Genomic DNA, 24,120 nt, shown 5'->3' on the forward strand with positions numbered 1-24,120 from the left:
CATGCTGACACCATCGCTTATGCACCATTTATCGATCGTTCCCGACTTCCGCCAGGCCTGGAAAGTGCAGCATCAGCTGTCGGATATTCTGTTTCTGACGGTCTGTGCGGTGATCTGTGGTGCCGAGGGGTGGGACGAAATCGAGGATTTTGGCCACGCTAAGCTCGATTTTCTGCGCCAGTACGGCGATTTTGAGGCTGGCGTGCCCAGCCACGACACGTTGGCGAGAGTCATGGCCCTGGTGAATGCCGAGCAGCTGCAAAGCGCATTCGCCGAGTGGATGAAGGCCTGCCACGATGTGACGGAGGGCGCGGTGGTGGCCATCGATGGCAAGACGCTGCGTGGGTCGTACTGCCGAGGGAAGGGCAAAGGGGCGATACACATGGTCAGTGCCTTCAGTGCGGCTAATGGCGTGGTGCTGGGCCAGGTCAAGACGGCGGAGAAATCCAACGAGAGTGTGCCGTGGGCACTGAAGCTGGCTTGTTAGGATGACAGTCAGTGAATGAGCATAAGCTCATGAAGAGATGGAGGAAGGCCCTCCAGAGTCTGCTGTCGGAAGCCGGCTCTAAACCACCTTCAAGCGGCTATTATTAAGAGTGATGGTCGGAAGCGTTGAAGGAAAATCAGAAGACAATTCTGGCGAGGTGGGGTGTAAGGAGATGAGTAAACCCGAACCTATGTGGACGCGTCGTAAACTTTCAAAGCAACATCAAAACCGAGATCGTTTCGTTATCTCGGGACAAGCACACTGGCGACTCCGAATGTTGAGTGTGCGGTGTTCGGCGTAAAGTAGGCATGACCTTACACCAGGCTCTTTATGGGAACCACGGGAACCAGTCATCATGATGTTAAGGGAGAAAGGCAAATCACTGAAATGATAAGCCTGAGAGTACCGATGCATGATACTGGGGCGGAGCAACTCGTAGTAGTGAGGAAGCGCTTGTAATGAGTGTGGAGCGAAGGGGTTGCGTCAAGCAGCCTGAACAGGCGTCTCAACTGTCATACAGTGATAGGAGGAGGATGCATGCGCAGGCAAAACCATTTGCAATCTCAAAATGGGAGGTGCAAGCCGCCTTCGAAAAAGTGAAAGAAAATCGAGGCGGTGCGGGTGTTGATGATGTAACTCTTGAGGATTTCGAGAAAGATCTCAAGAATAACCTGTACAAGATATGGAATAGACTGTCATCGGGTACCTATTTCCCTCCACCGGTGAAGGCGGTAAACATACCGAAGAAGTCAGGTGGCGTGAGGACACTGGGTATACCTACCGTCGGTGACCGTGTCGCACAAATGGTGATCAAAGAACGGCTTGAGAAAATGATAGAGCCGTATTTCCTTGAAGACTCCTATGGCTACAGACCGACTAAGTCTGCGATCCAAGCCATCGGTGTGACTCGAAAGCGTTGTTGGAAATATGACTGGGTTCTAGAGTTTGACATCAAGGGACTATTTGACAACATACGACATGACCTGCTGATGAAAGCCGTTGAGAAGCACGTCTCTATTGGTGAGCGTACTCATGGGCAAGGTTTCAGTTGGATCACCTTCTATATCAAGCGATGGTTAATTGCACCATTGCAGCAGGAGGATGGCAACATCATCAAGCGTAGTCAGGGAACGCCACAGGGTGGCATTGTCAGTCCACTGTTGGCGAATTTGTTCTTGCACTATGTATTTGATAAGTGGATGCAAAAGCAGTTTCCTGACAACCCGTGGTGTCGATATGCGGATGATGGTCTGGTGCATGCCAACACCAAAGGCGACGCTGAAGTGCTGCACAGAGAAATAAAGCAGAGGTTTGAGGGCTGTGGTCTTGAACTTCACCCAGAAAAGACAAAGTTGGTATATTGCAAGGATGGAAAACGTAAGGAATTACATCCTTGTATAAGCTTTGACTTTCTAGGGTACACCTTCAGGCAAAGGAGGTGTAAAAATAGTTCAGATAATAGCTTTTTTATTAGCTTTACTCCAGCAGTGAGCTTGCCAGCGATGAAGGCGATGAGACGGAAAATCAAAGAGCTGAAAGTAAGGCAGAAAAGGGTTCTTCGTCGTTTCATGTGGATTTGGCCTGATCGAACAGGCGGCCCACCGGGCTGCCAATCAGGTAGATCATGGCGATGAAGTTGGCCTCGTTCCGGTAGCCGCGTGCGCGTGACCGAGCCGCCTGGAACAAGCCGTTCATCCCTTCCAGTCGTGCGTTGGTCAGTCCCGAGATCCACCGCCTGACTACCGCGTCGGCGTGCCGCTCCAGCGTCGCCAGGGCCTTCCCCATCGGCTTCAGGAGAGGCTTCTCCGAGACCGCCGCCTTCATGACCTTGAGGTAGTTCGTGATACGCCACCGAGCCGCTCGCGGCGTCGGGGCCTTCTGGATCCAGCGCAGCTTCTCCTTGATCACCCAGGCATCGGACGTGGCGCTCTGGTCGGCCACCAGTTCCTGGAGCGCCGCCAGCTGCTTGGGCGTCAGGTTCTCGTTTTCCAAGCTCTTCAGCAGAGCCCAGCGCAGCGACTTGGGGTGCCCCTGCTCCCGGCGCTCCTTCTTGCGCACTTCGTCCAGCCGCTTAGTGAAGGTCTGCACGATATGGAACCAGTCGACCGTAACCTCGGCCTTGGGAAGGTGCTCGGCCACGCCGCTGAGGAAGGCTTGTGACATGTCGCAGACGACCTCGACCACGTTGTCCGGATCGCCGCCATGGGCCGCCAGGAAGGCGCTGAAGGCCTTGATGGTGTCCTTGCCGTGGCCTGGGACGGCGAAGATCACCGGCTCCTGCTTGCGCTGCATGTCGAGGAACACAGTGACGTAGCGCTGGCCGCGTCGGGATGCGGTTTCATCGACGCCGACGGTGGCCACATTGCTCAAATCCAGTTCCCCCAGCATGCGGCCGACGTAGTGGTGCACGATGCGCCACAGCCGCTTGTCGGAGATCTCCAGCTGCCGGGAGACGGCCAGTACCGGCATTTCCTTGACCAGCGACATGGCGGCTTGCTCGAACAACAGGGTGAAGTCGCTGCCTGGCCGGGCCCAGGGCACCTCGATGCGCTTGACGCCATGCTCCGGGCACTTGGTGCGGGGCACGCGGGCGTGCAGGTGGCAGTGATGCTGGAAGAAGTTCAGATGCCGCCAGGTCTTGTTGGAGAAGTCGTGAGCCGGACAGGCCTCACCGCACTCAGGGCAGGGGTAGAGGCTGCCGCGCTCGGCCTCGACGTAGAGGTCCAACCGGTGGGGCGATACGGAGGTATCCAGGTGCTGGTCCTTGAGGATCCAGGGCGCTTCCAGGCCCAGGCCGAGGGTCAGAATCTGGGTGCCGTCCATGCCATGCCTCCTGTCGTCGTGGAGGTCATATCCTGGCCCAGCTCAGGGGGCGAATTCCACACCCAACGACGAAGAGCCCAGAAAAGTCACTATAGCCTAGAAGAGTTGGCGCGATGGTTGAACCCTATTGTGCAAGGTTGGATAGGCTACTATGGATATTATCGCCGATCAGCACTTGATCCGGTATTCCGACACCTGAATAAAGCTCTAGTGCGTTGGGCAAGAAGGAAATTCAAGACGCTCAAGAGGCACAAACGTCGAACAGTAGAGTTGTTTGATAGACTCTCAGTGAGATGTCCCAGATTATTCGCCCATTGGCGATTTGGATCTGCAAGAGCGTTTGCTTGATGGGAGCGGAATGAATCGAGAGGTTCACGTTCCGTTCTGCGAGAGGCTGCAGGGGAGGTTCCTGCGGTCTACTCACCTTACGGCGATTCCCGAGCTACTCAAGCTTCTCAATCTGCAAGGTTGCCTGGTGACGATCGATGCCATGGGGTGCCAAAAGAAGATCGCCACTCAGGTGCTGCAGAAGGGCGCCGATTACCTGCTGTCGGTGAAGGAAAATCAGCCAGCCCTGGCGGATGCCTTCGAGGCGGCGTTTCCCATGGCCAAGGTGGTCAATTTCGAAGGGGATGCCTATGTCACGGACGAGAAGAACCGAGGCCGGCAAGAGACCAGATACCATATTGTCAGCAAGGTTGCTGAAGAATTTCAGGAGCTTAGCTATGAATGGCCAGGCCTGAAAACGGTGGGCGTGGTGATGAGTTTCCGCCAGGAAGGCGATGAGGTGCCAGAAGCCCCGATGATCCGCTACTACATCAGCTCTGCTGAGCTGAGCGCCAAGAAGCTCGCCGAAGCGGCCCGCCAGCATTGGTTTGTCGAGAATAAACTCCACTGGTCGCTGGATGTGGCGCTCCGCGAGGATGCCTGCAAAATCCATCGAGGCCAGGCGGCAGAAAACCTCGCCAGGGTCCGACATATCGCGCTGAATTACCTGAAAGGTGAGACGTGTTTCAAGGGCGGAATCCGACGGAAGCAGAAGAAAGCCGCGCTGGATGAGACCTATCTGGCCGACATTCTCGCGGTGTGACGGTTTTCATGCGTTTTCCCTGGACCACACCCAGCCGCACTACTTTGGCTGTCGCGATCGCCACTGCCCGCAGTGCCAAGGCCGCGCCATGCATCAGTGGGCCGAGCGTCAGCAGGCGAACATCCTGCCGGTGCGCTACTACCACGTCGTGTTCACCCTGCCGCACAGCCTCAACGGCTGGGTCCAGCTTCACCCCGAGGTGATTTACCGGCTGCTGTTCCAGAGTGCCTGGCACACCCTCAGATCCTTCGGTCGCGATCCCAAGCGTCTCGGCGGCGAGATGGGCATGAGCGCCGTGCTTCACACTTGGGGCCAGAACCTGAGCCAGCACGTGCACCTGCATTGCCTGGTCCCGGGCGGTGCGCTGGGCGACGATGGCGGCTGGCATGGGGCTCGCAGCCATTATCTGTTCCCGGTCCGAGCCCTGTCGCGCCACTTTCGCGGGCACTTGGTCAGTGGGTTGCGTCAGGCCGCCACGGCTGGCGAACTCCACCGAGTCACCCGGCCCGGTGACGTCGATGACCAGCTCAACGCCTTGATGGCCACCGAGTGGGTGGTTTACAGCAAGGACTGTCTCGAACACACCGACACGGTGGTGCGCTACCTGGCGCGCTACACGCGACGGATCGCTATCAGCAACGCCCGCATCCTCGCGGTGGACGACCGCCAGGTGACCCTGCGCTACAAGGACTACCGCGACTGTGATCGGCGGAAACAGCTCGTCCTCGATGGGGAGGAGTTCGTGCGCCGCTTCCTGCTCCACGTCCTACCCAAGGGGCTGATGCGGGTCCGTCACTACGGCTTTCTGGCCAATCGTTGCCGGCGACGACGCCTGGCACAGATCCGCCAAGCGCTGGCAGTCGCTGAGGTGACGCCGGATGCCGATTCTGCCGCCAGTGACCCGGAGCCGACCTACACCTGCCCGCACTGCCGGCAACCGACACTGCGGGTGATCGGGACCCTCGCCCCGCGCAGACCCACATGTGGCCGACCACCGAACCACAGGGAGCAACGTTATCGAGCATGAAGTAACGCCATAACCCACAACGGACTCGACTATCCGGCCCGCTCGCGGGTTGCGGCGGCGCTCGTCTCGGTGATGGATGTTGGCGAGCAGGCGCGCTACATTGGGGCAAATTGGCCTCAGAGGGAACGGTGATCATGGTCAACATCACGGCTCGAACGCGTCACCACAGGTCTGTATCTGCGCGACCGGATGCCCCAGGCCGCACTCCGAAGAATACAATACCCTATAGAAGCTGCAGAGCAGCCTGATGGGCGGCTTAGTCCAACAGGCATTTATACGCCATGCTCCGCACGGCGTATAAATGCTGAACAGTTATGCATAAGGAGTATTTACCATGGACTTGAGAGAGCTTCTGGGAGAGCTTGAGCAGCTAGGGGAAGAGAACGACGCGACGGTAAAGCAGAAGGAGCTCAAGTATCTCAACATTACGAGGGATACCGGGGAGTTTTTGGCAGTGCTCATTAAAGCCAGTGCAGTGCGACAGGCCCTAGAGGTCGGGACATCCAATGGCTACTCAACCTTGTGGTTAGCATCTGCGCTACCAGCGGATGGACATGTAACTACTCTGGAAGTCTCCCCACATAAAATTGAGCAGGCATCCCAAAATTTCAAGCGGGCAAAACTCGACCACAAGATAACAGTCGTGCAAGGTGACGCCTCTGACTATTTGAGCAAAGACGGCGTGCAGTTTGATTTGATTTTCCTTGACGCCGATCGTTCAAAGTACATTGAGTTTGCTCGTCATGTCATCGCGCGAGTTCGCCCAGGGGGGCTGCTTATCTGTGACAACGCTGTATCTCATGCCTCAGAAATGGAGGAGTTTATCCGCTTCCTAAAAAATACAGGCGAGTTTACTACTGTAACTGTGCCGATTGGCAAAGGAGAATTTGTTGCTTGCAAGAGTGCATAACAAGGCGCTGCACGCGACACGAATGCTAGTCCGTTTTTGTGTTTCGCTGCGCTCAATTTTACACAAAACCGGCCGTCGCTCTCGTTCGCGTGAGCTTGGCGTTTCTTCAGGAGGTAAATTGATTAATATTGTGGGAAAATGGCGAATCAAGTGGATGGAGATGTGGGATCAAGATTTTGTTGATCTTATCGAGCCCGGGTATTTTCAGTTCGATAAAGACGGCCTTGGTTTCTTCATGTTCGGCGCAGTCGAGGGGCAAATCGATTATCGCGTTACTGATGATGGAGCGCGCGTCGAATTCTCGTGGTCCGGCAATGACGATGGCCGCGAGAACTCTGGCCGTGGTTGGTTCCAGTTTCAATCTGCAGGCTCAGCTAAAGGCAAGATATTCATTCATTGTGGAGACGAGTCGGCTGTGAATATCGAGTTTCAAGCATAACCAGGGCATGCGCCGGATGCCAAAACTTACGCTTCGCTGCGGATTTGCCACCGGTGATGACAGACGCTGCAACGCAAGAGGGCCCGCCAATGGCGGGCCCTCTGCATTCTGGCCGTCGGAATGGCTGATCGCCGTTACTGACGGTAGGCGGATTCCTTCAGCGCGCGGATGCGGTCATCCAGTGGGGGGTGGCTGGCAAACATCCGCTCCATCAGCGAGCGGGTCTGGCCCTTGGTGATGGCCATGGCGCGCAGGGTGTCCGGCATCTGGTCGGGCATCTCGGTCTCCGCCTTGAGGCGGGCCAGGGCGTTGATCATGGCGCCGGAGCCGGCGAGCTTGGCGCCGGCGGCGTCGGCGCGGTACTCGCGGAAGCGCGAGAACCAGGCGACGATGGCCGAGGCGATGATGCCGAAGACGATCTCGGCGACGATCACCACCGCGAAGTAGCCCATGAAGCCGAGCCCCGCGCCGTCGCTGCGGCTCTTGAGGAACTGGTCCACCAGGTGGGCGACCACCCGGGCGAAGAACATCACGAAGGTGTTCACCACCCCCTGGATCAGCGCCAGGGTCACCATGTCACCGTTGGCCACGTGGCCGATCTCGTGGGCCAGCACCGCGCGCACCTCCTCGGGGCGCATGCGGTTGAGCAGGCCCGCGGAGACCGCCACCAGGGCGTCATTGCGGTTCCAGCCGGTGGCGAAGGCGTTGGACTGCTGGGCGGGGAAGATGCCCACCTCGGGCGTCTTGATGCCGGCCTCCCGGGAGAGCTCTTCCACGGTGTCGAGCAGCCACTTCTCGGTGGCGTTGCTTGGCGTCTCGATGATCACGGTGCCGGTGCTGCGCTTGGCCATCCACTTGGAGATGAACAGCGAGATCATCGAGCCTGCCATGCCGACGATGAAGCAGAAGATCAGCAGGCTGTTGAAGTTGATGCCCTGGCCGCGCAGATAGCCTTCCACCCCCAGCAGCCGCAGGGTGATGCTGGCGACGATGATGACGCCCAGGTTGGTGCCCAGAAAGAGCAGGATTCTCATCATGGTGCAGTCTCCAATGGTTATCGAGGGAAAGGGGATCCGAAGTGAGGTGCCGCGCGGGGGCGCGGCGTTCAGAAGCTTTGGCTTAGATACGTCCGGAGCCCGCGGGTTTCAAGCGCCGCGGGCGCCGGGCCTGCGCCACTACTGGCGATAGCGCGACAGGAAGCGCTCGAAGCGCTCCAGGGCGTCGCCGAGCTGGTCGGCCCAGGGCAGGGTGACGATGCGCACGTGGTCCGGCTCCGGCCAGTTGAAGGCGGTGCCCTGGACCAGCAGGATCTTCTCCTGCAGCAGCAGGTCGAGCACCAGCTGCTGGTCGTCGCGGATGTTGAAGACCTTGGGGTCGAGCCGGGGGAAGGCGTAGAGAGCTCCCTTGGGCTTGACGCAGCTCACCCCGGGGATGGCGTTGAGCCTCTCATGGGTGATGTCACGCTGGGCCAGCAGGCGCCCGCCGGGCAGGATCAGGTCGTTGATCGACTGGTAGCCGCCCAGCGCCGTCTGGATGGCGTGCTGGGCCGGCACGTTGGCACACAGGCGCATGGAGGCGAGCATGGTCAGCCCCTGGATGAAGTCGGCGGCTCGCTGCTTGGCGAGGTTGCCGGAGAGGATCATCCAGCCGGAGCGGAAGCCGGCGCAGCGATAGCTCTTGGAGAGGCCGTTCATGGTCACCACCAGCTGGTCCTCTTCGGCCAGGGCGCCGGTGGAGACGTGCTCGACGTCGTCGTAGAGGATCTTGTCGTAGATCTCGTCGGAGAAGACCACCAGGTCGTGCTGGCGGGCGATCTCCAGGAGCTCGCGCACCACCTCCGGCGGATAGACGGCGCCGGTGGGGTTGTTGGGGTTGATGATCACGATGGCCCGGGTGTGGCTGGCCACCTTGCTGCGGATATCGTCGAGATCCGGCGCCCAGTCGGCCTGCTCGTCGCACAGGTAGTGCACGGCGCGCCCTCCGGAGAGGTTGGCGGCGGCGGTCCACAGCGGGTAGTCCGGCGCCGGGATCAGCACCTCGTCACCGTCGTTGAGCAGCGCCTGCATGGCCATCACGATCAGCTCGGAGACGCCGTTGCCGACGTAGATGTCCTCGATGCCGACATTGGGTATGTTCTTGCGCTGGCACTCCTGCATGATCGCCTTGCGCGCCGAGTAGAGCCCCTTGGAGTCGCAGTAGCCCTGGGCGGTGGGCAGGTTGCGCATCACGTCCTGGAGGATCTCCTCCGGCGCCTCGAAGCCGAACGGGGCGGGGTTGCCGATATTGAGCTTGAGGATGCGCTGGCCTTCCTCTTCCAGCCGCTTGGCGTGGTCGAGCACCGGGCCGCGGATGTCGTAGCAGACGTTGTGCAGCTTGTGCGATTTCCGGATCGGGGTGGTGTCCATGTCGTTCGGTGTCCAGTGTCCAGGGCGGCGGGCGAAAGGGGATTATGCGGTGTGGTCGGGGCCGGCGTCATCCTCGGCGCAGGCCGGTTCTTCCACGGGCTCGGGGGGAATATCCGCCGGGGTCTCCAGGGTAAGGCGGCCGAGCTTGCCGTCGCGAAGCTCGTGGAGCAGCACCTCGGCGCCGCGGTGCAGGTCCACCTCGCCGCCGGGGCGCAGGCCGCCGCGGCGGCTGGCGATCTCGGCCAGGATGGCGTGGCCATCGAAGCCGGCCAGCGCCAGCAGGTCCACGCGCGCCGGGCCGTCGGCCTCGACCCGCTCGGCCTCGGGGTTGGCCGTGTAGGCCGGCAGCGCCTTGAGCCTGTAGCGCGCGGTGAGCGCCTCGGGGTAGCGGCGCGCCAGTTCGGCGGCGGTGACCACCGCCACGTCGACATAGTCGATGGCGGTATCGCGGATGGCGCCGCTGGCGGCCAGCCGATAGGCGCTGGCCTGGTCCTCGATCTTGGGCCACAGCACCCCGGGGGTGTCGATGATGGCGACGCGCCCGCCGATGCGCACCTTCTGCTGGCGCTTGGTGACCGCGGGCTCGTTGCCGGTCTTGGCGATGCTCCTGCCGGCCAGGCCGTTGATCAGGGTCGACTTGCCGACGTTGGGAATGCCCATCACCATCACCCGCACGTCGCGGTCGGCACGCACCTGTCCTGCCAGCTCGTGGCAGAGCCTGGGGATGCGCTTGAGCTCCCGGGCGTTGGTGGTGGTGACGGCGAGCGCGCGCATGTCGGGCTGGGCGTCGAAGTAGGCGACCCACTCCTTGGTGCGCGCCGGGTCGGCCAGGTCGGCCCGCGACAGCAGCTTCAGCACCGGCTTGTGACGGGTCAGCTGGGCGAGCATGGGGTTGGCGCTGGAGTAGGGCAGGCGGGCGTCGAGGACCTCGATCACCACGTCGATCTCCGGCAGCGCCTCGGTGATCTGGCGCCTTGCCTTGTGCATGTGTCCCGGGTACCAGCCGAGCATGGGGGCCTCACTTGGGTCAGCCAAAAGAACGGCCGCCCATCTTACCAGATGGGCGGCCGCGGCAGGATGAGGTGGACGGCGACTCGCCGGGGCGCTACTCCCCGGCGTGGAAGTCGATGGCCACCGAGTTGATGCAGTAGCGCAGGCCGGTGGTGTCCGGCGGGCCGTCGGGAAAGACGTGCCCCAGGTGGGCATCGCAGTGGGCGCAGGTCACCTCGGTGCGCAGCATGCCGTGGGAGGTGTCGTTGTGCTCCTCGACGCTGTGCCGGCCGAGCGGGCGATCGAAGCTCGGCCAGCCGCAGCCGGCGTCGAACTTGTGCTCGTTCTCGAACAGCGGGGCGTTACAGCAGACGCAGTGGTAGATGCCGTGCTCGTCGCTGACCCGGTAGTTGCCGCTGAAGGGGGGCTCGGTGCCCTGCTGGCGGGTGACCCGGTACTGCTCGGGGGTCAGCTGCTGGCGCCACTCGGCCTCGCTCTTCTCGATCTTGGTTCGCATAGCCTCTCTCCTCGTCGTCGGGGCCTGTGAGGTCCTCTCATTGTGGCACCCCGCGGCAGGAATGTGACCGGCAACGGCCGCTCGGGTATCACGCCGGCTCAACGCTGAGCGCTCGCCGGGGCGAGCGCTCAGGAGGAACCGCGGACCTAGACCGCGGGCCTATACATTGAAGCGGAAGTGGATCACGTCGCCGTCCTGGACGATGTACTCCTTGCCTTCCAGGCGCCACTTGCCGGCGTCCTTGGCGCCCTGCTCGCCGCCGAGGCTCACGAAGTCGTCGTAGGCGATGACCTCGGCGCGGATGAAGCCCTTCTGGAAGTCGGTGTGGATCACGCCGGCGGCCTCGGGGGCGGTGGCGCCCACCTTGACGGTCCAGGCGCGTACCTCCTTCACCCCGGCGGTGAAGTAGGTCTGCAGGCCGAGCAGGGCGTAGCCGGCGCGGATCACCCGGTCGAGGCCCGGCTCCTCCATGCCCATCTCGTCGAGGAACATGGCGCGCTCCTCGTCATCGAGCTCGGCGATCTCCGCCTCGAGCTGGTTGCACACCGGCACCACCACGGCGCCTTCGGCCTCGGCGATCTCGCGGACCACGTCCAGATAGGGGTTGGCCTCGAAGCCGTCCTCGTTGACGTTGGCGATGTACATGGTGGGCTTCAGGGTCAGGAAGCCGAAGCCCTTGAGCTGCTTCTTCTCGTCCTCGTCGAGGCCGAAGCTTCTCAGCGGCAGGCCCTCGGCCAGGTGGGGCTGGATGCGCTCGAGGATCGCCTTGGTGGCGATGGCCTCCTTGTCGCCGCCCTTGGCCACGCGCACCAGGCGCTGGATGGCGCGCTCCACGGTGTCGAGGTCGGCCAGCGCCAGCTCCATGTTGATGATCTCGATGTCCGCCCGCGGGTCCACCTGGTTGGCGACATGAATGACGTTGTCGTTGTCGAAGCAGCGCACCACGTGGGCGATGGCCTGGGTCTCGCGGATGTTGGCCAGGAACTTGTTGCCGAGCCCCTCGCCCTTGGAGGCCCCCGCCACCAGCCCGGCGATGTCGACGAACTCCATGGTGGTGGGCATCACCTTCTGCGGCTTGACGATCTCGGCGAGCCGGTCGAGGCGCGGGTCGGGCATCGGCACGATGCCGACGTTGGGCTCGATGGTGCAGAAGGGGAAGTTCTCGGCGTCGATGCCGGACTTGGTGAGGGCGTTGAAGAGGGTCGACTTGCCGACGTTGGGCAGGCCGACGATACCGCAGTTGAAACCCATGGGATCGTCCTGGAAAGCGTGTTCGCGATTGGAAGGTGGCGTCTATTCTACGCGGGCGAAGCGCGTTTGAAACGTTAGGCGCTCTTGAAACTGTGCAGCCGGTTCATGGCCTTGACCCAGTCCCCGGCCAGCGCCTGGGGCAGGGTGGCCAGGCACTCGTCGATGGCCGCCTCGATGGCGCCATGCTCGGCCTTGCCGGGGCGCCCCAGCACGAAGTGGGTCACCTGTTTCGCATCGCCCGGATGGCCGATGCCGATGCGCAGGCGGTGGAAGCCGCGCTCGTTGCCCAGGGCGCTGATGATGTCGCGCAGCCCGTTGTGGCCGCCGTGGCCGCCGCCGGTCTTGTAGCGGGCGGTGCCGGGGGGGATGTCCAGCTCGTCGTGGGCCACCAGCAGCTCGTCCGGGGCGATCTTGTAGAACTGGCAGAGGGCCGCCACGGCGCCACCGCTGCGGTTCATGAAGGTCGTCGGGTTGAGCAGGTGGAGGTCGTGGCCCTCGAACTGCACCCGGGCATGAAGCCCGAGGAACTTGCGGTCGGGGCGCAGCTCGGTCCCTGCGCGGCGGGCCACCGCCTCCACCAGCCAGGCGCCGGCATTGTGGCGGGTGGCCTCATAGTCGGCGCCGGGGTTGCCCAGCCCGATGATCGCTCTGACCTGACTCATGGCGGTTGTCTCCAAAAAAAATCAAGCGCCGGGGCGCTTGATCGTAACCGGAAGGGGCCGTGCCTGGCACGGCCCCGGGCGGTCGGATGGAGCGGTGAGGATTACTCCTCGCCCTGCTCGCCTTCCTCGCCTTCACCGGCTGCCTCGCCACCGCGGACCTTGGCCTTGGTGATGCTGAGGATCGCCTGGTTGTGGTCCTCGCCGTGGGTCAGCTCGACCAGGGTCACGCCGGCCGGCAGGACCAGGTCGGTCAGGTGCAGGGTGGAGCCCAGCTCGACGTCGGCGATGTCCACTTCCAGGAAGTCCGGCAGGTCCTTCGGCAGGCAGCTGATCTGGACTTCGTTGGCCAGCACGTGCAGCTCGCCGCCGTTGTCCTTGATGGCCTTGGACTTCTCTTCGCCCACCACGTGCAGCGGCACGTTGATGGTGATCTCGTGGGTGGCGTCCACGCGCAGGAAGTCGGCGTGGGTGATCAGCGGCTTGAAGGGGTGACGCTGCATGTCACGCACCACGACCTGCTCGCTCTTGCCGTCGATGACCAGGTTGATCACAGAGGAGAAGAAGGACTCGCTCTCGGCGGCCTTGTAGAAGGCGGACTTCTCGACGGAGATCGGCTGGGGCGCCTTCTCACCACCGTAGACGATGGCCGGCACCTGGAGGTTCGCACGACGCAGGCGGCGGCTCGCACCTTTCCCCAGGTCGTTACGAACGCTGGCGTTAAGGGTAAAATCAGACATGGTATTGCCTCTTCAGTGAAGTAAGGAAGGCGCCGCGGCCCGCGACCTGACCGTGACGCTTCCAGTTGCCCCGCAGGGCGCTTTCCGACGCGGTTCCCGAGGCGTGCCTCAGTGGAACATGGCGCTGACGGATTCCTCGTTGCTCACCCGACGGATCGCCTCGGCGATCAGCCCGGCCACGCTGAGCTGGCGGATATGGCCACAGCGGCGTGCGTTGTCGGAGAGCGGAATGGTATCGGTGACCACCACCTCATCGAGCACCGAGCCGACGATGTTGTCGACTGCAGGCCCCGAGAGGATGGGGTGAGTGGCGTAGGCCACCACGCGCTGGGCGCCGTGGTCCTTGAGGGCCTCGCCGGCCTTGCACAGGGTGCCGGCGGTGTCGATCATGTCGTCGACCACCACGCAGTTGCGCCCCTCGATCTCGCCGATGATGTGCATCACCTGGGCCTGGTTGGCGGAGGGGCGACGCTTGTCGATGATGGCGAGATCGGCGTTGAGCTGCTTGGCGATGGCGCGTGCGCGGACCACGCCGCCCACGTCGGGGGAGACCACCACCAGGTTCTCGTAGTTCTGGCGCTCGATATCGTCGAGCAGGATCGGCGAGCCGTAGACGTTGTCCACCGGCACGTCGAAAAAGCCCTGGATCTGGTCGGCGTGCAGGTCCATGGTCATCACCCGGTCGACGCCGGCCTTGACCAGCATGTCGGCGACGATCTTGGCGGAGATGGGCACGCGGGCGGAGCGCACGCGACGATCCTGACGGGCGTAGCCGAAGTAGGGCACGACCGCAGTGATGCGGTGGGCCGAGGCGCGACGCAGGGCGTCCACCATCAGCACCAGCTCCATCAGGTTGTCATTGGTCGGTGCACAGGTGGACTGGAGGACGAAGACGTCCTTGCCGCGCACGTTCTCGTTGATCTCGACCGCGATCTCGCCGTCGCTGAACTGACCGACCGTGGCGTTGCCCATGCGGGTGTCCAGACTCTCGGCGATCTTCCGGGCGAGTTCGGGATTGGCGTTCCCGGCGAAAACCATCAATTTTGACACGCGCAGCCACCTATGCAGGGTTGGGTCATCAGGAGTCGAGTTCCACGGCGTCATGGCCCAGGACGTCGTCGTCCAGAACATCGTGGTCCAGAACATCATGGAGAGGGGAGCGGTTCAGCCCGCGGGCCTTGAAGGCCGGCCAGCGTCCGGCGATCTCGGCCAGCAGCCGGTCGGCCTCGGCCTCGCTGGCCAGACGGGCGAAGATGCAGGCGCCGGTACCGGTCAGCAGTGCCGGTGCTCGTGCCGATAGCCAGTCGAGCGCCTCCGCCACGGGCGGATAGAGGGCCCTGACCGTGGCCTCGCAGTCGTTGCGCCAGCTCGACGCACCCCCCTGAAGTGCGCGCGCCATGGTAATCGGGGGGGTGTTGCGTGTCAATTCGGGGGCCCCGAACACCGCCGGGGTGGAGACCGCCACGCCGGGATGCACCACCACGAACCAGGGGGTGTCGAGCTCGACGGGGGTGAGGCGCTCGCCGACCCCCTCTCCCCAGGCGGCGTGGCCGCGCACGAACACCGGCACGTCGGCGCCCAGGGTGAGCCCCAGCTCGGCCAGGCGGTCCAGGGTCAGCCCCAGCTGCCACAGGGCATTGAGGCCGAGCAGGGCGGTGGCGGCATCGCTGCTGCCGCCGCCCAGCCCGCCGCCCAGGGGCAGGCGCTTCTCGAGGTGGATCTCGGCGCCCAGCCGGCAGCCGCTCTCGGCCTGCAGCGCTCGGGCGGCGCGCAGTATCAGGTTCTCCTCGGCGGGCACCCCGGGAATCTCCGGGGTCAGGCGGATCTCGCCATCCTCGCGAAGGTGGAAGCGCAGGGTGTCGCCGTGGTCGAGGAACTGGAACAGCGTCTGCAGCTCGTGGTAGCCGTCCGGGCGGCGTCCGACGATATGCAGCAGGCGGTTGAGCTTGGCCGGGGCCGGCAGGACAAGGGGCTTGTTCATCAACCTGCTCATCGACCTACTCATCGACGACCGGGCGCCAATCGGTGACCACCAGGGTCACGCGCAGGTCGCCGTAGGTCATCACTAGCCGGCGCGGCAGCCAGAGCTCCTCGGCCAGGGTCCAGTCGCGGTACTCGATCTCCCAGCCATCCTGCTCGAGCCGCTGGGGGAAGCCGAGGTCATCCTCTTCCAGGCGGTAGTCGCTCTGCGAGCCGGGCAGGCCACGGACCCAGTCCTGCAGGGCGCCCATCGGCAGCGACCAGCCGAGCTGCTCCTCCATCAGCGCCTCGGGGGTCTCGGCCTCGAAGCGGCCCTCGGAGGTGGTCAGCGAGAAACGCCCCTCGCGGCCCTCGAGGGTGCTGCGCCCGCTGCCGAAGGGGCCGCTGAGCAGCATCCTGTAGTAGTGGGGGTGCTGGCTCCAGTCGAGGTTGGCGCTGGTGCCGTCCTGGGAGGTGCGCAGTCCGACGCGTGCCACCAGGATCCAGGTGTCCAGGGCCTCGGTGCGCTCGGCCTGGGCCTGCCACTGGCCGGCGGCGCGCTCGCCATCCGGGGCGGGCGTGCGTCCGGCACAGCCGGCCAGCAGCAGCAGGGCGAGCAGGGGAATCAGCAGCGTCGTCAGGGAACGTGGCGTCATGGGTGTCTCGTGGCGGTAGTCGGTGAGAGTCGGGCTTTCAGCGGGCCAGCTCGGGGATGCGCCGCAGCAGGTCATCGACCAGCGGGCGCTCGTCGAAGCGCTCGAGGGCCTCGGCCAGGCGCTCGCGGGCCTCGGCGCGCCGCTCCAGGGCCCACAGCACCTCGATCAGGTGGGCGGCGATCTCCTGGTCCGGCATCTGGGCATAGGCGCGTTCGAGCCAGGGCAGGGCGCGCTCGAGGTCGCCCAGGCGATAGTAGACCCAGCCCAGGCTGTCCTTGATGGCGGGGTTGCCGGGGTCGAGCTCGTGGGCACGCTCGATCATCTCGCGCGCCTCGTCGAGACGCTCGGTCACGTTCATGTCGGCCAGGGTGTAGCCCAGGGCGTTGAGGGCCATGGCGTTGTCCGGGTTGCGCTCGATGATGCGCCCCAGGTCGCGCTCCATCCCCTCGGGGTCGCCGGCCTCCCAGGCGCGCATGGCGCGCAGATAGAGCAGCTGTTCGTCGTTGGGGGTGCGGTCGAGCTCGCGGTCGAGCAGGGCGGTGGCCTCGTCGGCGAGCCCCTCGCGCCCCAGCAGCTCCACCTCGAGGCTGACCAGGTCGGCGAAGTGGACCTCGTGGCGCAGCCGCTCGATGCGCAGGAAGGCGCGGGCGTCGAGCAGGCGATCATCCTCGATCAGCATCTCGGCGGCGCGCAGGCGTGCCGCCAGGAACTCGGGGCCCGGTGCCACCTGGCGGTAGTAGAGCAGGGCGTTGTCCACCTCGCCCTCCGCCTCGGCGGTGGTGCCGAGCAGGTAGAAGGCCATGGGCGGGGTGTCGGGTTCGTCCACCAGCGGCAGCAGCAGGCGGCGGGCGGCCTCGGTGGCGCGCTCCTCGAGGTAGAGGCGGGCCAGTGCCAGGCGCAGCTCCGCGTTGCCGGGGTGATCCTCCAGCAGGGCGTCGGTGCTCGCCTCGGCGGCGGCCACGTTGCCCAGGCGCAGCTCGCTCTGGGCCAGCAGCAGGATGAAGCGGGCATCGTCCGGTGAGATGGCCAGCCCGCGCCGCGCCGCCTCGCGGGCGCCGCGGTGGTCGCCGCGCTCCTGGGCCAGGCGCGCCCGGGTCAGCCACAGCGCCGGCAGCTCCGGCGCACTCTGGCCCAGCCGTTCCAGACGGCGCTCGGCGGCGGCGGTGTCGCCGCTGGAGACCTCCAGCAGCGCGGTGGCAAGCTCCGCGTCCTGGCGGGCTGCGCCCTGTGGCGCGCGGGGCAGCCAGGGGCGGAGCAGCGCCAGCAGCGGTGCCGGGTCGGCGTTCTCGCCAAGTGCCGCCTCGACGAAGGCGGTCAGGTCGCTCTCGCTGCCACGCTCGATCAGCGCCAGGCGCTGGCGCAGCGCATCGGGCCAGTCGCCGCGCTGCACCGCCAGCCCCGCGAGCAGCCGCGAGGGCGCCTCGGCCTCGGGGGCCAGCGCCTGCCAGCGGTCGGCGGCCCGGGCCAGCAGTTCGCGGTCGCTGCTGAAGCTGGCGGCCAGGGCGGCGCGCTCGGCCAGGGCCGGGGCGGCGTAGCGCTCGGTGGCCTCCAGATAGCCCAGGGCGGCGCGGCGGTAGTCGCCGCGCTGGCCGGCGAGCTCCGCGGTGAGCAGGCCGGCCAGCCCCTCGGCGTCCAGGCCGCGCTCGATGGGGGGGGCGTCGGCCAGCGGGTCGTCCAGCGGCTCGCCCGCCCCGCCCACGGCCGACAGCGTCTGGCAGCCGGCGAGCAGCATGGCCAGCGCCAGCGGGGCCAGGCGGGCGGAGAGCGGGCGAAGTGACGAGGGAAGAGCGGCAGGCATGGGGTTCTCGCTGGCAGGGCCGAGGGGTCAGCATAACGGCTTGACCGGCGTGGGCAAAGCGCACCACCGTAGGCGGCCAAGCGGGCGACGCTATGGTAGAATCCACGCCCAATGATCAGGACGCCGCCAAGGCCGGCCACCACTAGCAAAGATGCCCGACGGATGACGCTGCTTGCCCTAGGAATCAACCATCGAACCGCCACCGTCGAGGTGCGCGAGCAGGTGGCCTTTACCCCCGCCCAGCTGGAAACGGCGCTCGGCGAGCTGCGCGGTTTGCCCCAGGTCAAGGAAGCAGCGGTTCTCTCGACCTGCAATCGTACCGAGCTCTACTGCGTCACCGAGCCCCAGGGGGAGATGGCGATCCTCGATTGGCTGGGTCGCTTCCATGGCCTGCCGGTGGCGGATCTCTCGACCTGCGCCTATCACTATCTCGATAACGAGGCCGCCCGCCACCTGATGCGGGTGGCGGTGGGCCTCGACTCCATGGTGCTCGGCGAGCCGCAGATCCTCGGCCAGCTCAAGGATGCCTATCAGGCCAGCCGCGAGGCTCGCGGGCTCGGCAAGGAGCTCGAGTGCCTCTTCCAGCACACCTTCGCGGTGGCCAAGCAGGTGCGCACCGAGACCGGTATCGGTCGCAACCCCGTCTCCGTGGCCTATGCGGCGGTCAGCCTGGCCAGCCGCATCTTCGATGACTTCGGTCGCGCCCGGGCCCTGCTGATCGGCGCCGGCGAGACCATCGAGCTGGTGGCGCGCCACCTCTTCGAGGCCGGCGTGCGCCAGATCACCGTGGCCAACCGCACCCGGGAGCGCGCCGAGCTGCTGGCCGGCAGCCTGGGCGGGCGCGCCATCACCCTGGACGCCATTCCCGAGGCGCTGGTGGAGGCCGATATCGTCATCTCCTCCACGGCGGCGCCGCTGCCGATCATCGGCAAGGGCATGGTGGAGCGAGCGCTGAAGGCGCGCCGCCACCGCCCCATCTTCATGGTCGACATCGCCGTGCCCCGGGACATCGAGCCCGAGGTGGGCAGGCTCGCCGACATCTTCCTCTACTCCGTCGATGACCTTCAGGAGGTGATCGAGGAGAACCGCCGCCACCGCCAGGTGGCCGCCGACCAGGCCGAATCGCTGATCGAGCACGGGGTGGGCGCCTGGCTCCACGAGCGGCGCATCCGCGGCGGCGGCGAGCTGATCCACGACTTCCGCTCCCGGGGCGAGGCTCTGCGCGACCGCTCCCTGGAGCAGGCCCTGATGCGGCTTGGCCGCGGCGAGGACCCCGAGGCGGTGGTGCGCCGCCTGGCGCACCAGCTCACCAACCGGTTGCTGCACAGCCCCACCGTGGCGCTGCGCGAGGCCGCCTCCGCCGAACGCCACGACCTGCTCGAGGCCGCCGGCGCCCTGCTGCTCGGCGCCGTCCCCGACAAGACCCGATAGGACAACCCATGAAAGCTTCCCTGCGTCAGCGCCTCGACGCCTTCGGCGAGCGCTTCGAGGAGCTCGCCGCCCTGTTGGCGGAGCCCGAGGTGATCGGCGACCAACCCCGCTTCCGAGACTATTCCCGCGAGTACGCCGAGCTCGAGCCCCTGGTGGAGGCCTGGCGCGAGTTCCGCGGCGTGGAGGGCGATATCGCCGACGCCGAGCAGCTCGCCGGTGACAGCGACCCGGAGATGCGCGAGCTGGCCGAGCTGGAACTGGCCGAGGGGCGCGACAGGCTTGCGGCCATGGAGGTGCGCCTCAAGCAGCTGCTGGTGCCGAAGGATCCCGACGACGGTCGCAGCGTCTTCCTGGAGGTGCGCGCCGGCACCGGCGGCGACGAGGCGGCGCTGTTCGCCGGTGACCTCTTTCGCATGTACTCCCGCTACGCCGAGCAGCATGGCTGGAAGGTCGAAGTGGTGAGCGCCAGCCACGGCGAGCAGGGCGGCTACAAGGAGATCATCTCGCGCATCAAGGGCGAGGGGGTCTACGCGCGGCTCAAGTTCGAGTCCGGCGCCCACCGGGTGCAGCGGGTCCCGGCCACCGAGTCCCAGGGGCGCATCCATACCTCCGCCTGCACCGTGGCGGTGATGCCCGAGGCCGATGCGGTGGGCGATATCGACATCAACCCCGCCGACCTGCGGGTCGACACCTTCCGCTCCAGCGGCGCCGGCGGCCAGCACGTCAACACCACCGACTCCGCGATACGCATCACCCACCTGCCCAGCGGCGTGGTGGTGGAGTGCCAGGAGGAGCGCAGCCAGCACAAGAACCGCGCCAAGGCGATGTCGCTGCTCGCCGCGCGCCTCAAGCAGAGCGCCGTTGAGTCGCGCCGCCAGGCCCAGGCCGACGAGCGCAAGAGCCTGGTGGGCTCCGGCGATCGCAGCGAGCGCATCCGCACCTACAACTTCCCCCAGGGGCGGGTCACCGACCACCGCATCAACCTGACCCTCTACAAGCTGGCCGAGGTGATCGGCGGCGAGCAGCTCGACGAGGTGATCGAGCCGCTGATCCACGAGTACCAGGCGGAGCAGCTCGCCGCCCTGCAGCAGGAGAGCTGATGCGCCTCGATGCCCTGCTGGTGGCGTCGGCGGCGCGCCTGGCGGCGGCCGGCTCGCCCACCCCGCGCCTCGACGCCGAGGTGCTGCTCTGCCACCTGCTCGAGGTCGATCGCACCTGGCTCTACACCTGGGGGGATCGCGAGGCGGACCCCGCCACGGCCGAGCGCTTCGCCGCCCTGCTGGCGCGCCGCGAGGCGGGCGAGCCGGTGGCCTATCTCACCGGCGAACGGGAGTTCTGGGGGCTGCGCCTGGCCACCGAGCCGAGCACCCTGATCCCGCGCCCCGATACCGAGACCCTGGTCGAGGCCGCCCTGGAGAAGGCGGGCGCTGCCACCGGGCGGCTGCTGGATCTCGGCACCGGCACCGGGGCCATCGCGCTCGCCTTCGCCAGCGAGCGGCCGGGCTGGGCTGTGCTGGGGGTGGATCTGCGTCCCGAGGCGGTGGCGCTCGCCCGCCGCAACGCCGAGCGGCTCGCCATCGCCAACGCCGTGTTTCGCCAGAGTGACTGGTTCTCCGCGCTGGAAGCCGCCGAGGGTGAGGCCGCCGAGCGCTTCGAGCTGATCGTCTCCAATCCCCCCTATCTGGCCGACGACGACCCGCACCTGGCTCGCGGCGACGTGCGTTTCGAGCCGGTGAGCGCCCTGGTGGCCGGCGACGGCGGCCTGGCCGACCTCCATCACCTGGTGCGCACGGCCCGGGAACACCTGGCCGCGGCGGGCTGGCTGCTGCTCGAGCACGGCGCCGAGCAGGGCAGTGCGGTGCGCCAGGCCCTGATCGGTGCCGGCTATGACGAGGTGGCGACCCGCTGCGACCTGGCCGGCCTCGAGCGGGTCAGCCTGGGGCGCTGGCCGGGGCGTTGAGGGTTCAACTGGCGGTGATCGGCGGCGGTGTGGTACACCTTGATCAGAAAATAACACCTAAAGCCGCCGTGATTTCATGCCTGAAGACCACAATGCCGCTCTCCTGGCGGTGGTTTTCAGTCCGATCGACTGTCGCGCCGGCACGTTCTGCCACTCCCGAGACCGAGCAGCCGCCACCGCCATGAAAGCCAAGTCCCGCGCCCTCGACCGCATCGACCTCAAGATCCTGCGCTGCCTGCAGGAGAACGCCCGCATCTCCTACGTCGACCTCGCCGCCCAGGTGGGGCTCTCCACCACGCCCTGTCTCGAACGGGTCAAGCGCCTTGAGCGCGCGGGCGTGATCCGCGGCTACAAGGCGGTGCTCGACCCCCGGGCGCTCAAGGCCAACCTGCTGGTGTTCGTGGAGATCAGCCTGGAGACCCAGTCGCCGGCGGTGTTCGACGAGTTCCGTCGCGCCGTGGCCAAGCTGCCGCAGATCCAGGAGTGCCACCTGGTCTCCGGGCAGTTCGACTATATCCTGAAGTGCCGCATCCCCGAGATGGCCGCCTACCGGCAGCTGCTCGGCGACGTGGTACTGACCCTGCCGGGGGTCAAGGAGTCCAAGAGCTATGTGGTGATGGAGGAGGTGAAGGAGGAGTTCTCCCTTCATGTGCCCGACATCGAGGAGTTCGAGGACAAGTGACCATGCACGACGCCGACCTGCTGCGCTACAGCCGCCAGATCATGCTGGCCCAGATCGACATCGAGGGGCAGGAGCGGCTGCTGGCCGGCCGGGCCCTGGTGGTGGGCGCCGGCGGGCTCGGCTCCCCGGTGGCCCTCTACCTGGCCGCCGCCGGGGTAGGGCGGCTGACGCTGGCCGATGCCGATGCGGTGGAGCTCTCCAACCTGCAGCGCCAGATCGCCCACGGCGAGGCGGACCTGGGCCGCAACAAGGCCGAGTCCGCCCGGGACTCGGCGCGGGCCCTGAACCCCGGCTGTACGATCGAGACATTGACCGCTCATCTGGAGGGCGAAGCCATGGCCGCGGCGGTGGCCAACGCCGACGTGGTGCTCGACTGCACCGATCGCTTCTCCAGCCGCTACGCCATCAATGCCGCCTGCCGCGCGGCCGGCGTGCCGCTGGTCTCCGGGGCGGCGATCCGCTTCTCGGGGCAGCTGGCGGTGTTCGACCCCCGCGATCCCGACGGCCCCTGCTACGCCTGCCTCTACCCCCCGGACGATCGCGGGGACGAGGCGCTCTCCTGCGCCGAGAGCGGCGTGGTGGCCCCCCTGGTGGGGCTGATCGGCAGCTTCCAGGCGCTGGAGGCGATCAAGCTGCTCAGCCGGGCCGGCACGCCCCATCGCGGGCTCTCCACCTTCGACGGCCTCACCGGCCAGTGGCGCCACTTCAAGGTGCCCCGGGATCCCGCCTGCCCGGTCTGCGGCGGCTGAGGCCTGGCGGGCTCTGGTCGTCATTTCTTGACGCCTGAGGCGTCGCAGATGGGATATGGCGGCCAGGATGGCGGACTTTCGGTGATTTTTGCCTGGCTGCCAGGCGTAGCGTTGTTATTGAATACTTGACAATCTCGCGGCGGCTGATGTCAAACTGTTCCGAGAGCAGGGCCGCACGGCCCTCCATCCCACAACAACGAGCGCACTGCGCATGACCGCATCGGCGACCCCCCCCTTCCAGCCTCGATCGGCGTCCGGCTTCCTGGTACCGCGACTCCATCGCCGTTGACCTTGGCCCCTGCCCCCCGCTGGCGGGGGAGGTGCGTGCCGACGTCTGCGTGATCGGCGGCGGGATCACCGGCTGCTCGGCGGCGCTGCACCTGGCCGAGCGGGGCTATTCGGTGGTGCTGCTGGAGGCCAGCGAGATCGGCTTCGGTGCCTCCGGGCGCAGCGGCGGCCAGATCCTGCCGGGGCTCGGCACCGACATCGCCACCGTGGAGCGTGCGCTGGGCCTCGGCGCCGCCCGTGACATCTGGGCCATGAGCCGCGAGGCGGTGGCCCTCACCGCCGAGCTCATCGAGCGCCACGCCATCCCCTGCGATCTCGCCTGGGGCTACCTGCACGCCGCGGTGAAGCCGCGCCACGTGCGCGAGCTCAAGGCCTTCCGCGACCGCCTGGCCCGAGACTACGGCTACGAGGCGCTGACCTGGCTCGAGGGCGAGGCCCTGCGCGAGCGCGTGGTCAGCGATGCCTATCCCGGGGCGCTCCACGAGAGCGAGGCGGGGCACCTGCATCCGCTCAACTACACCCTGGGGCTGGCCCGCGCCGCTCGCGACGCCGGCGCGGTGCTCCACGAGGGCAGTCCGGCGCTCGCGATCGAGCGCGGCACTCCCCACCGGGTGGTCACGCCCGGCGGCAGCGTCACCGCCGACTTCGTGGTGCTGGGTACCAACGCCTTCCAGCACCGCCTGGTGCCGGAGCTCACCGGCCGGGTGATGCGCGCCGCCAACTACCTCATCGCCACCGAGCCCCTCGGCGCCGCCCGCGCCGCCCGGGTGCTGCCGAAGAACGATGCCCTCTCGGACGCCAACTTCGTGCTCGACTACTATCGTCTCTCCGCCGACCGGCGGCTGATCTACGGCGGCGAGGTGAGCTATACCGGGCGTGAGCCCAGGGGGCTTCAGGCGCGCATGGACGCCAAGATCGCCCGGCTCTTCCCGGCGCTGCGTGGCGTCGCCATCGACTACCGCTGGGGCGGCGAGGTGGCCATCACCCTCAACCGGGCGCCGGACTTCGGCCGCATCGGCCAGACGCTCTACTATGCCCAGGGCTACTCCGGCCACGGCATGGCGCTGGCGGGGCTGGCCGGCAAGCTGATGGCGGAGGCGGTGGCCGGCCAGTGCGAGCGCTTTGACGCCTTCGCCGCCATGCCCCACCGGCGCTTTCCCGGCGGAGAGCGGCTGCGCACGCCGCTGCTGGTGCTGGCCACCGCCTTCTACAAGCTGCGCGATCGACTATGACGAGCGCCCGGGCCCCGGGCGACTGAC

23 protein-coding genes and 2 pseudogenes are annotated in these 24,120 nt (G+C 65.9%); 13 read left to right on the forward strand and 12 right to left on the reverse strand.

Annotated features, from left to right (window positions below):
- Position 1 precedes the first annotated feature (1 nt).
- Positions 2-478, forward strand: a pseudogene (locus HIR79_RS07425) (ISAs1 family transposase); the annotation flags it as partial.
- A 542-nt stretch (positions 479-1,020) separates the two neighbouring features.
- Positions 1,021-2,121, forward strand: coding sequence for a group II intron reverse transcriptase/maturase (gene ltrA / locus HIR79_RS07430; protein ID WP_211620982.1), 1,101 nt, complete (start codon positions 1,021-1,023; stop codon positions 2,119-2,121).
- On the opposite strand, the gene HIR79_RS07435 is transcribed toward ltrA, so the two are convergent.
- Positions 2,054-3,310, reverse strand: a complete 1,257-nt coding sequence (locus tag HIR79_RS07435) for an ISL3 family transposase (RefSeq protein ID WP_169957841.1) — start codon at positions 3,308-3,310, stop codon at positions 2,054-2,056. The two genes, ltrA and HIR79_RS07435, sit on opposite strands and share 68 nt — an antisense overlap.
- A gap of 3 nt (positions 3,311-3,313) precedes the next feature.
- Here HIR79_RS07435 and HIR79_RS18810 point away from each other — a divergent pair, with 3 nt between their 5' ends.
- The 5 genes and pseudogenes from HIR79_RS18810 (at position 3,314) to HIR79_RS18465 (ending at position 6,776) form a co-directional block, all read left to right on the forward strand.
- Entirely contained in the window at positions 3,314-3,658 is a 345-nt protein-coding gene (locus HIR79_RS18810; protein WP_169957842.1) for a group II intron maturase-specific domain-containing protein, read from the forward strand.
- A gap of 10 nt (positions 3,659-3,668) precedes the next feature.
- Entirely contained in the window at positions 3,669-4,400 is a 732-nt protein-coding gene (locus HIR79_RS07445) for an ISAs1 family transposase (RefSeq protein ID WP_169957843.1), read from the forward strand.
- 22 nt (positions 4,401-4,422) lie between these two features.
- Positions 4,423-5,427: pseudogene (locus HIR79_RS07450) on the forward strand (IS91 family transposase); the annotation flags it as partial.
- Positions 5,428-5,761: 334 nt separating this feature from the next.
- On the forward strand, positions 5,762-6,337 hold the full coding sequence (locus HIR79_RS07455; RefSeq protein WP_169957844.1) for an O-methyltransferase: 576 nt from the start codon (positions 5,762-5,764) through the stop codon (positions 6,335-6,337).
- Positions 6,318-6,776, forward strand: a complete 459-nt coding sequence (locus HIR79_RS18465; RefSeq protein WP_249322280.1) for a hypothetical protein — start codon at positions 6,318-6,320, stop codon at positions 6,774-6,776. Before HIR79_RS07455 ends, HIR79_RS18465 begins: the two co-directional genes overlap by 20 nt.
- A gap of 134 nt (positions 6,777-6,910) precedes the next feature.
- On the opposite strand, the gene htpX is transcribed toward HIR79_RS18465, so the two are convergent.
- The 11 genes from htpX to HIR79_RS07515 all read right to left on the reverse strand — a co-directional run bounded on the left by htpX (position 6,911) and on the right by HIR79_RS07515 (position 17,751).
- Entirely contained in the window at positions 6,911-7,813 is a 903-nt protein-coding gene (htpX, locus tag HIR79_RS07465; protein ID WP_169957845.1) for a protease HtpX, read from the reverse strand.
- 138 nt (positions 7,814-7,951) lie between these two features.
- Entirely contained in the window at positions 7,952-9,181 is a 1,230-nt protein-coding gene (locus HIR79_RS07470; RefSeq protein ID WP_169957846.1) for a pyridoxal phosphate-dependent aminotransferase, read from the reverse strand.
- 42 nt (positions 9,182-9,223) lie between these two features.
- Complete coding sequence (gene ylqF / locus HIR79_RS07475) at positions 9,224-10,192, reverse strand: ribosome biogenesis GTPase YlqF (RefSeq protein ID WP_169957847.1); 969 nt, start codon at positions 10,190-10,192, stop codon at positions 9,224-9,226.
- 94 nt (positions 10,193-10,286) lie between these two features.
- On the reverse strand, positions 10,287-10,688 hold the full coding sequence (msrB, locus tag HIR79_RS07480) for a peptide-methionine (R)-S-oxide reductase MsrB (protein WP_169957848.1): 402 nt from the start codon (positions 10,686-10,688) through the stop codon (positions 10,287-10,289).
- Positions 10,689-10,847: 159 nt separating this feature from the next.
- Entirely contained in the window at positions 10,848-11,939 is a 1,092-nt protein-coding gene (ychF, locus tag HIR79_RS07485) for a redox-regulated ATPase YchF (RefSeq protein WP_169957849.1), read from the reverse strand.
- A 74-nt stretch (positions 11,940-12,013) separates the two neighbouring features.
- Complete coding sequence (gene pth / locus HIR79_RS07490) at positions 12,014-12,601, reverse strand: aminoacyl-tRNA hydrolase (RefSeq protein ID WP_169957850.1); 588 nt, start codon at positions 12,599-12,601, stop codon at positions 12,014-12,016.
- 101 nt (positions 12,602-12,702) lie between these two features.
- Positions 12,703-13,338, reverse strand: coding sequence for a 50S ribosomal protein L25/general stress protein Ctc (locus HIR79_RS07495; protein WP_169957851.1), 636 nt, complete (start codon positions 13,336-13,338; stop codon positions 12,703-12,705).
- 108 nt (positions 13,339-13,446) lie between these two features.
- Positions 13,447-14,388: a ribose-phosphate pyrophosphokinase gene (locus HIR79_RS07500; protein WP_169957852.1), complete on the reverse strand. Its 942-nt coding sequence runs from the start codon at positions 14,386-14,388 to the stop codon at positions 13,447-13,449.
- 28 nt (positions 14,389-14,416) lie between these two features.
- Complete coding sequence (gene ispE / locus HIR79_RS07505; RefSeq protein ID WP_169957853.1) at positions 14,417-15,319, reverse strand: 4-(cytidine 5'-diphospho)-2-C-methyl-D-erythritol kinase; 903 nt, start codon at positions 15,317-15,319, stop codon at positions 14,417-14,419.
- Positions 15,320-15,335: 16 nt separating this feature from the next.
- Positions 15,336-15,953: a lipoprotein insertase outer membrane protein LolB gene (lolB, locus tag HIR79_RS07510; protein WP_169957854.1), complete on the reverse strand. Its 618-nt coding sequence runs from the start codon at positions 15,951-15,953 to the stop codon at positions 15,336-15,338.
- A 37-nt stretch (positions 15,954-15,990) separates the two neighbouring features.
- Positions 15,991-17,751 carry a tetratricopeptide repeat protein gene (locus tag HIR79_RS07515; RefSeq protein WP_169957855.1) on the reverse strand — a complete coding sequence of 587 codons (1,761 nt, stop codon included), beginning with the start codon at positions 17,749-17,751 and terminating at the stop codon, positions 15,991-15,993.
- Positions 17,752-17,913: 162 nt separating this feature from the next.
- Between HIR79_RS07515 and hemA the strand changes: the two genes are divergently transcribed.
- From hemA to HIR79_RS07545, 6 genes are all read left to right on the forward strand, one after another.
- A complete protein-coding gene (gene hemA / locus HIR79_RS07520) occupies positions 17,914-19,182 on the forward strand; it encodes a glutamyl-tRNA reductase (protein ID WP_169957856.1) in 1,269 nt (422 codons plus the stop codon).
- Between the two features lie 8 nt (positions 19,183-19,190).
- Positions 19,191-20,282 carry a peptide chain release factor 1 gene (gene prfA / locus HIR79_RS07525; RefSeq protein WP_119020755.1) on the forward strand — a complete coding sequence of 364 codons (1,092 nt, stop codon included), beginning with the start codon at positions 19,191-19,193 and terminating at the stop codon, positions 20,280-20,282.
- The gene (gene prmC / locus HIR79_RS07530) at positions 20,282-21,142 is read left to right on the forward strand and encodes a peptide chain release factor N(5)-glutamine methyltransferase (RefSeq protein ID WP_169957857.1); all 861 of its coding nucleotides are present in this window, start codon (positions 20,282-20,284) and stop codon (positions 21,140-21,142) included. Before prfA ends, prmC begins: the two co-directional genes overlap by 1 nt.
- A 181-nt stretch (positions 21,143-21,323) precedes the next feature.
- Entirely contained in the window at positions 21,324-21,824 is a 501-nt protein-coding gene (locus HIR79_RS07535) for an Lrp/AsnC ligand binding domain-containing protein (RefSeq protein WP_169957858.1), read from the forward strand.
- A gap of 2 nt (positions 21,825-21,826) precedes the next feature.
- Entirely contained in the window at positions 21,827-22,573 is a 747-nt protein-coding gene (locus HIR79_RS07540; RefSeq protein ID WP_169957859.1) for a HesA/MoeB/ThiF family protein, read from the forward strand.
- Between the two features lie 278 nt (positions 22,574-22,851).
- Positions 22,852-24,093 (forward strand): NAD(P)/FAD-dependent oxidoreductase, encoded by a 1,242-nt coding sequence (locus HIR79_RS07545; protein WP_169959511.1) that lies wholly within the window; start codon positions 22,852-22,854, stop codon positions 24,091-24,093.
- Positions 24,094-24,120 lie beyond the last annotated feature (27 nt).

The sequence above is a fragment of the Halomonas sp. PGE1 genome, assembly GCF_013000985.1.
GTDB lineage: Bacteria > Pseudomonadota > Gammaproteobacteria > Pseudomonadales > Halomonadaceae > Halomonas > Halomonas alkalicola.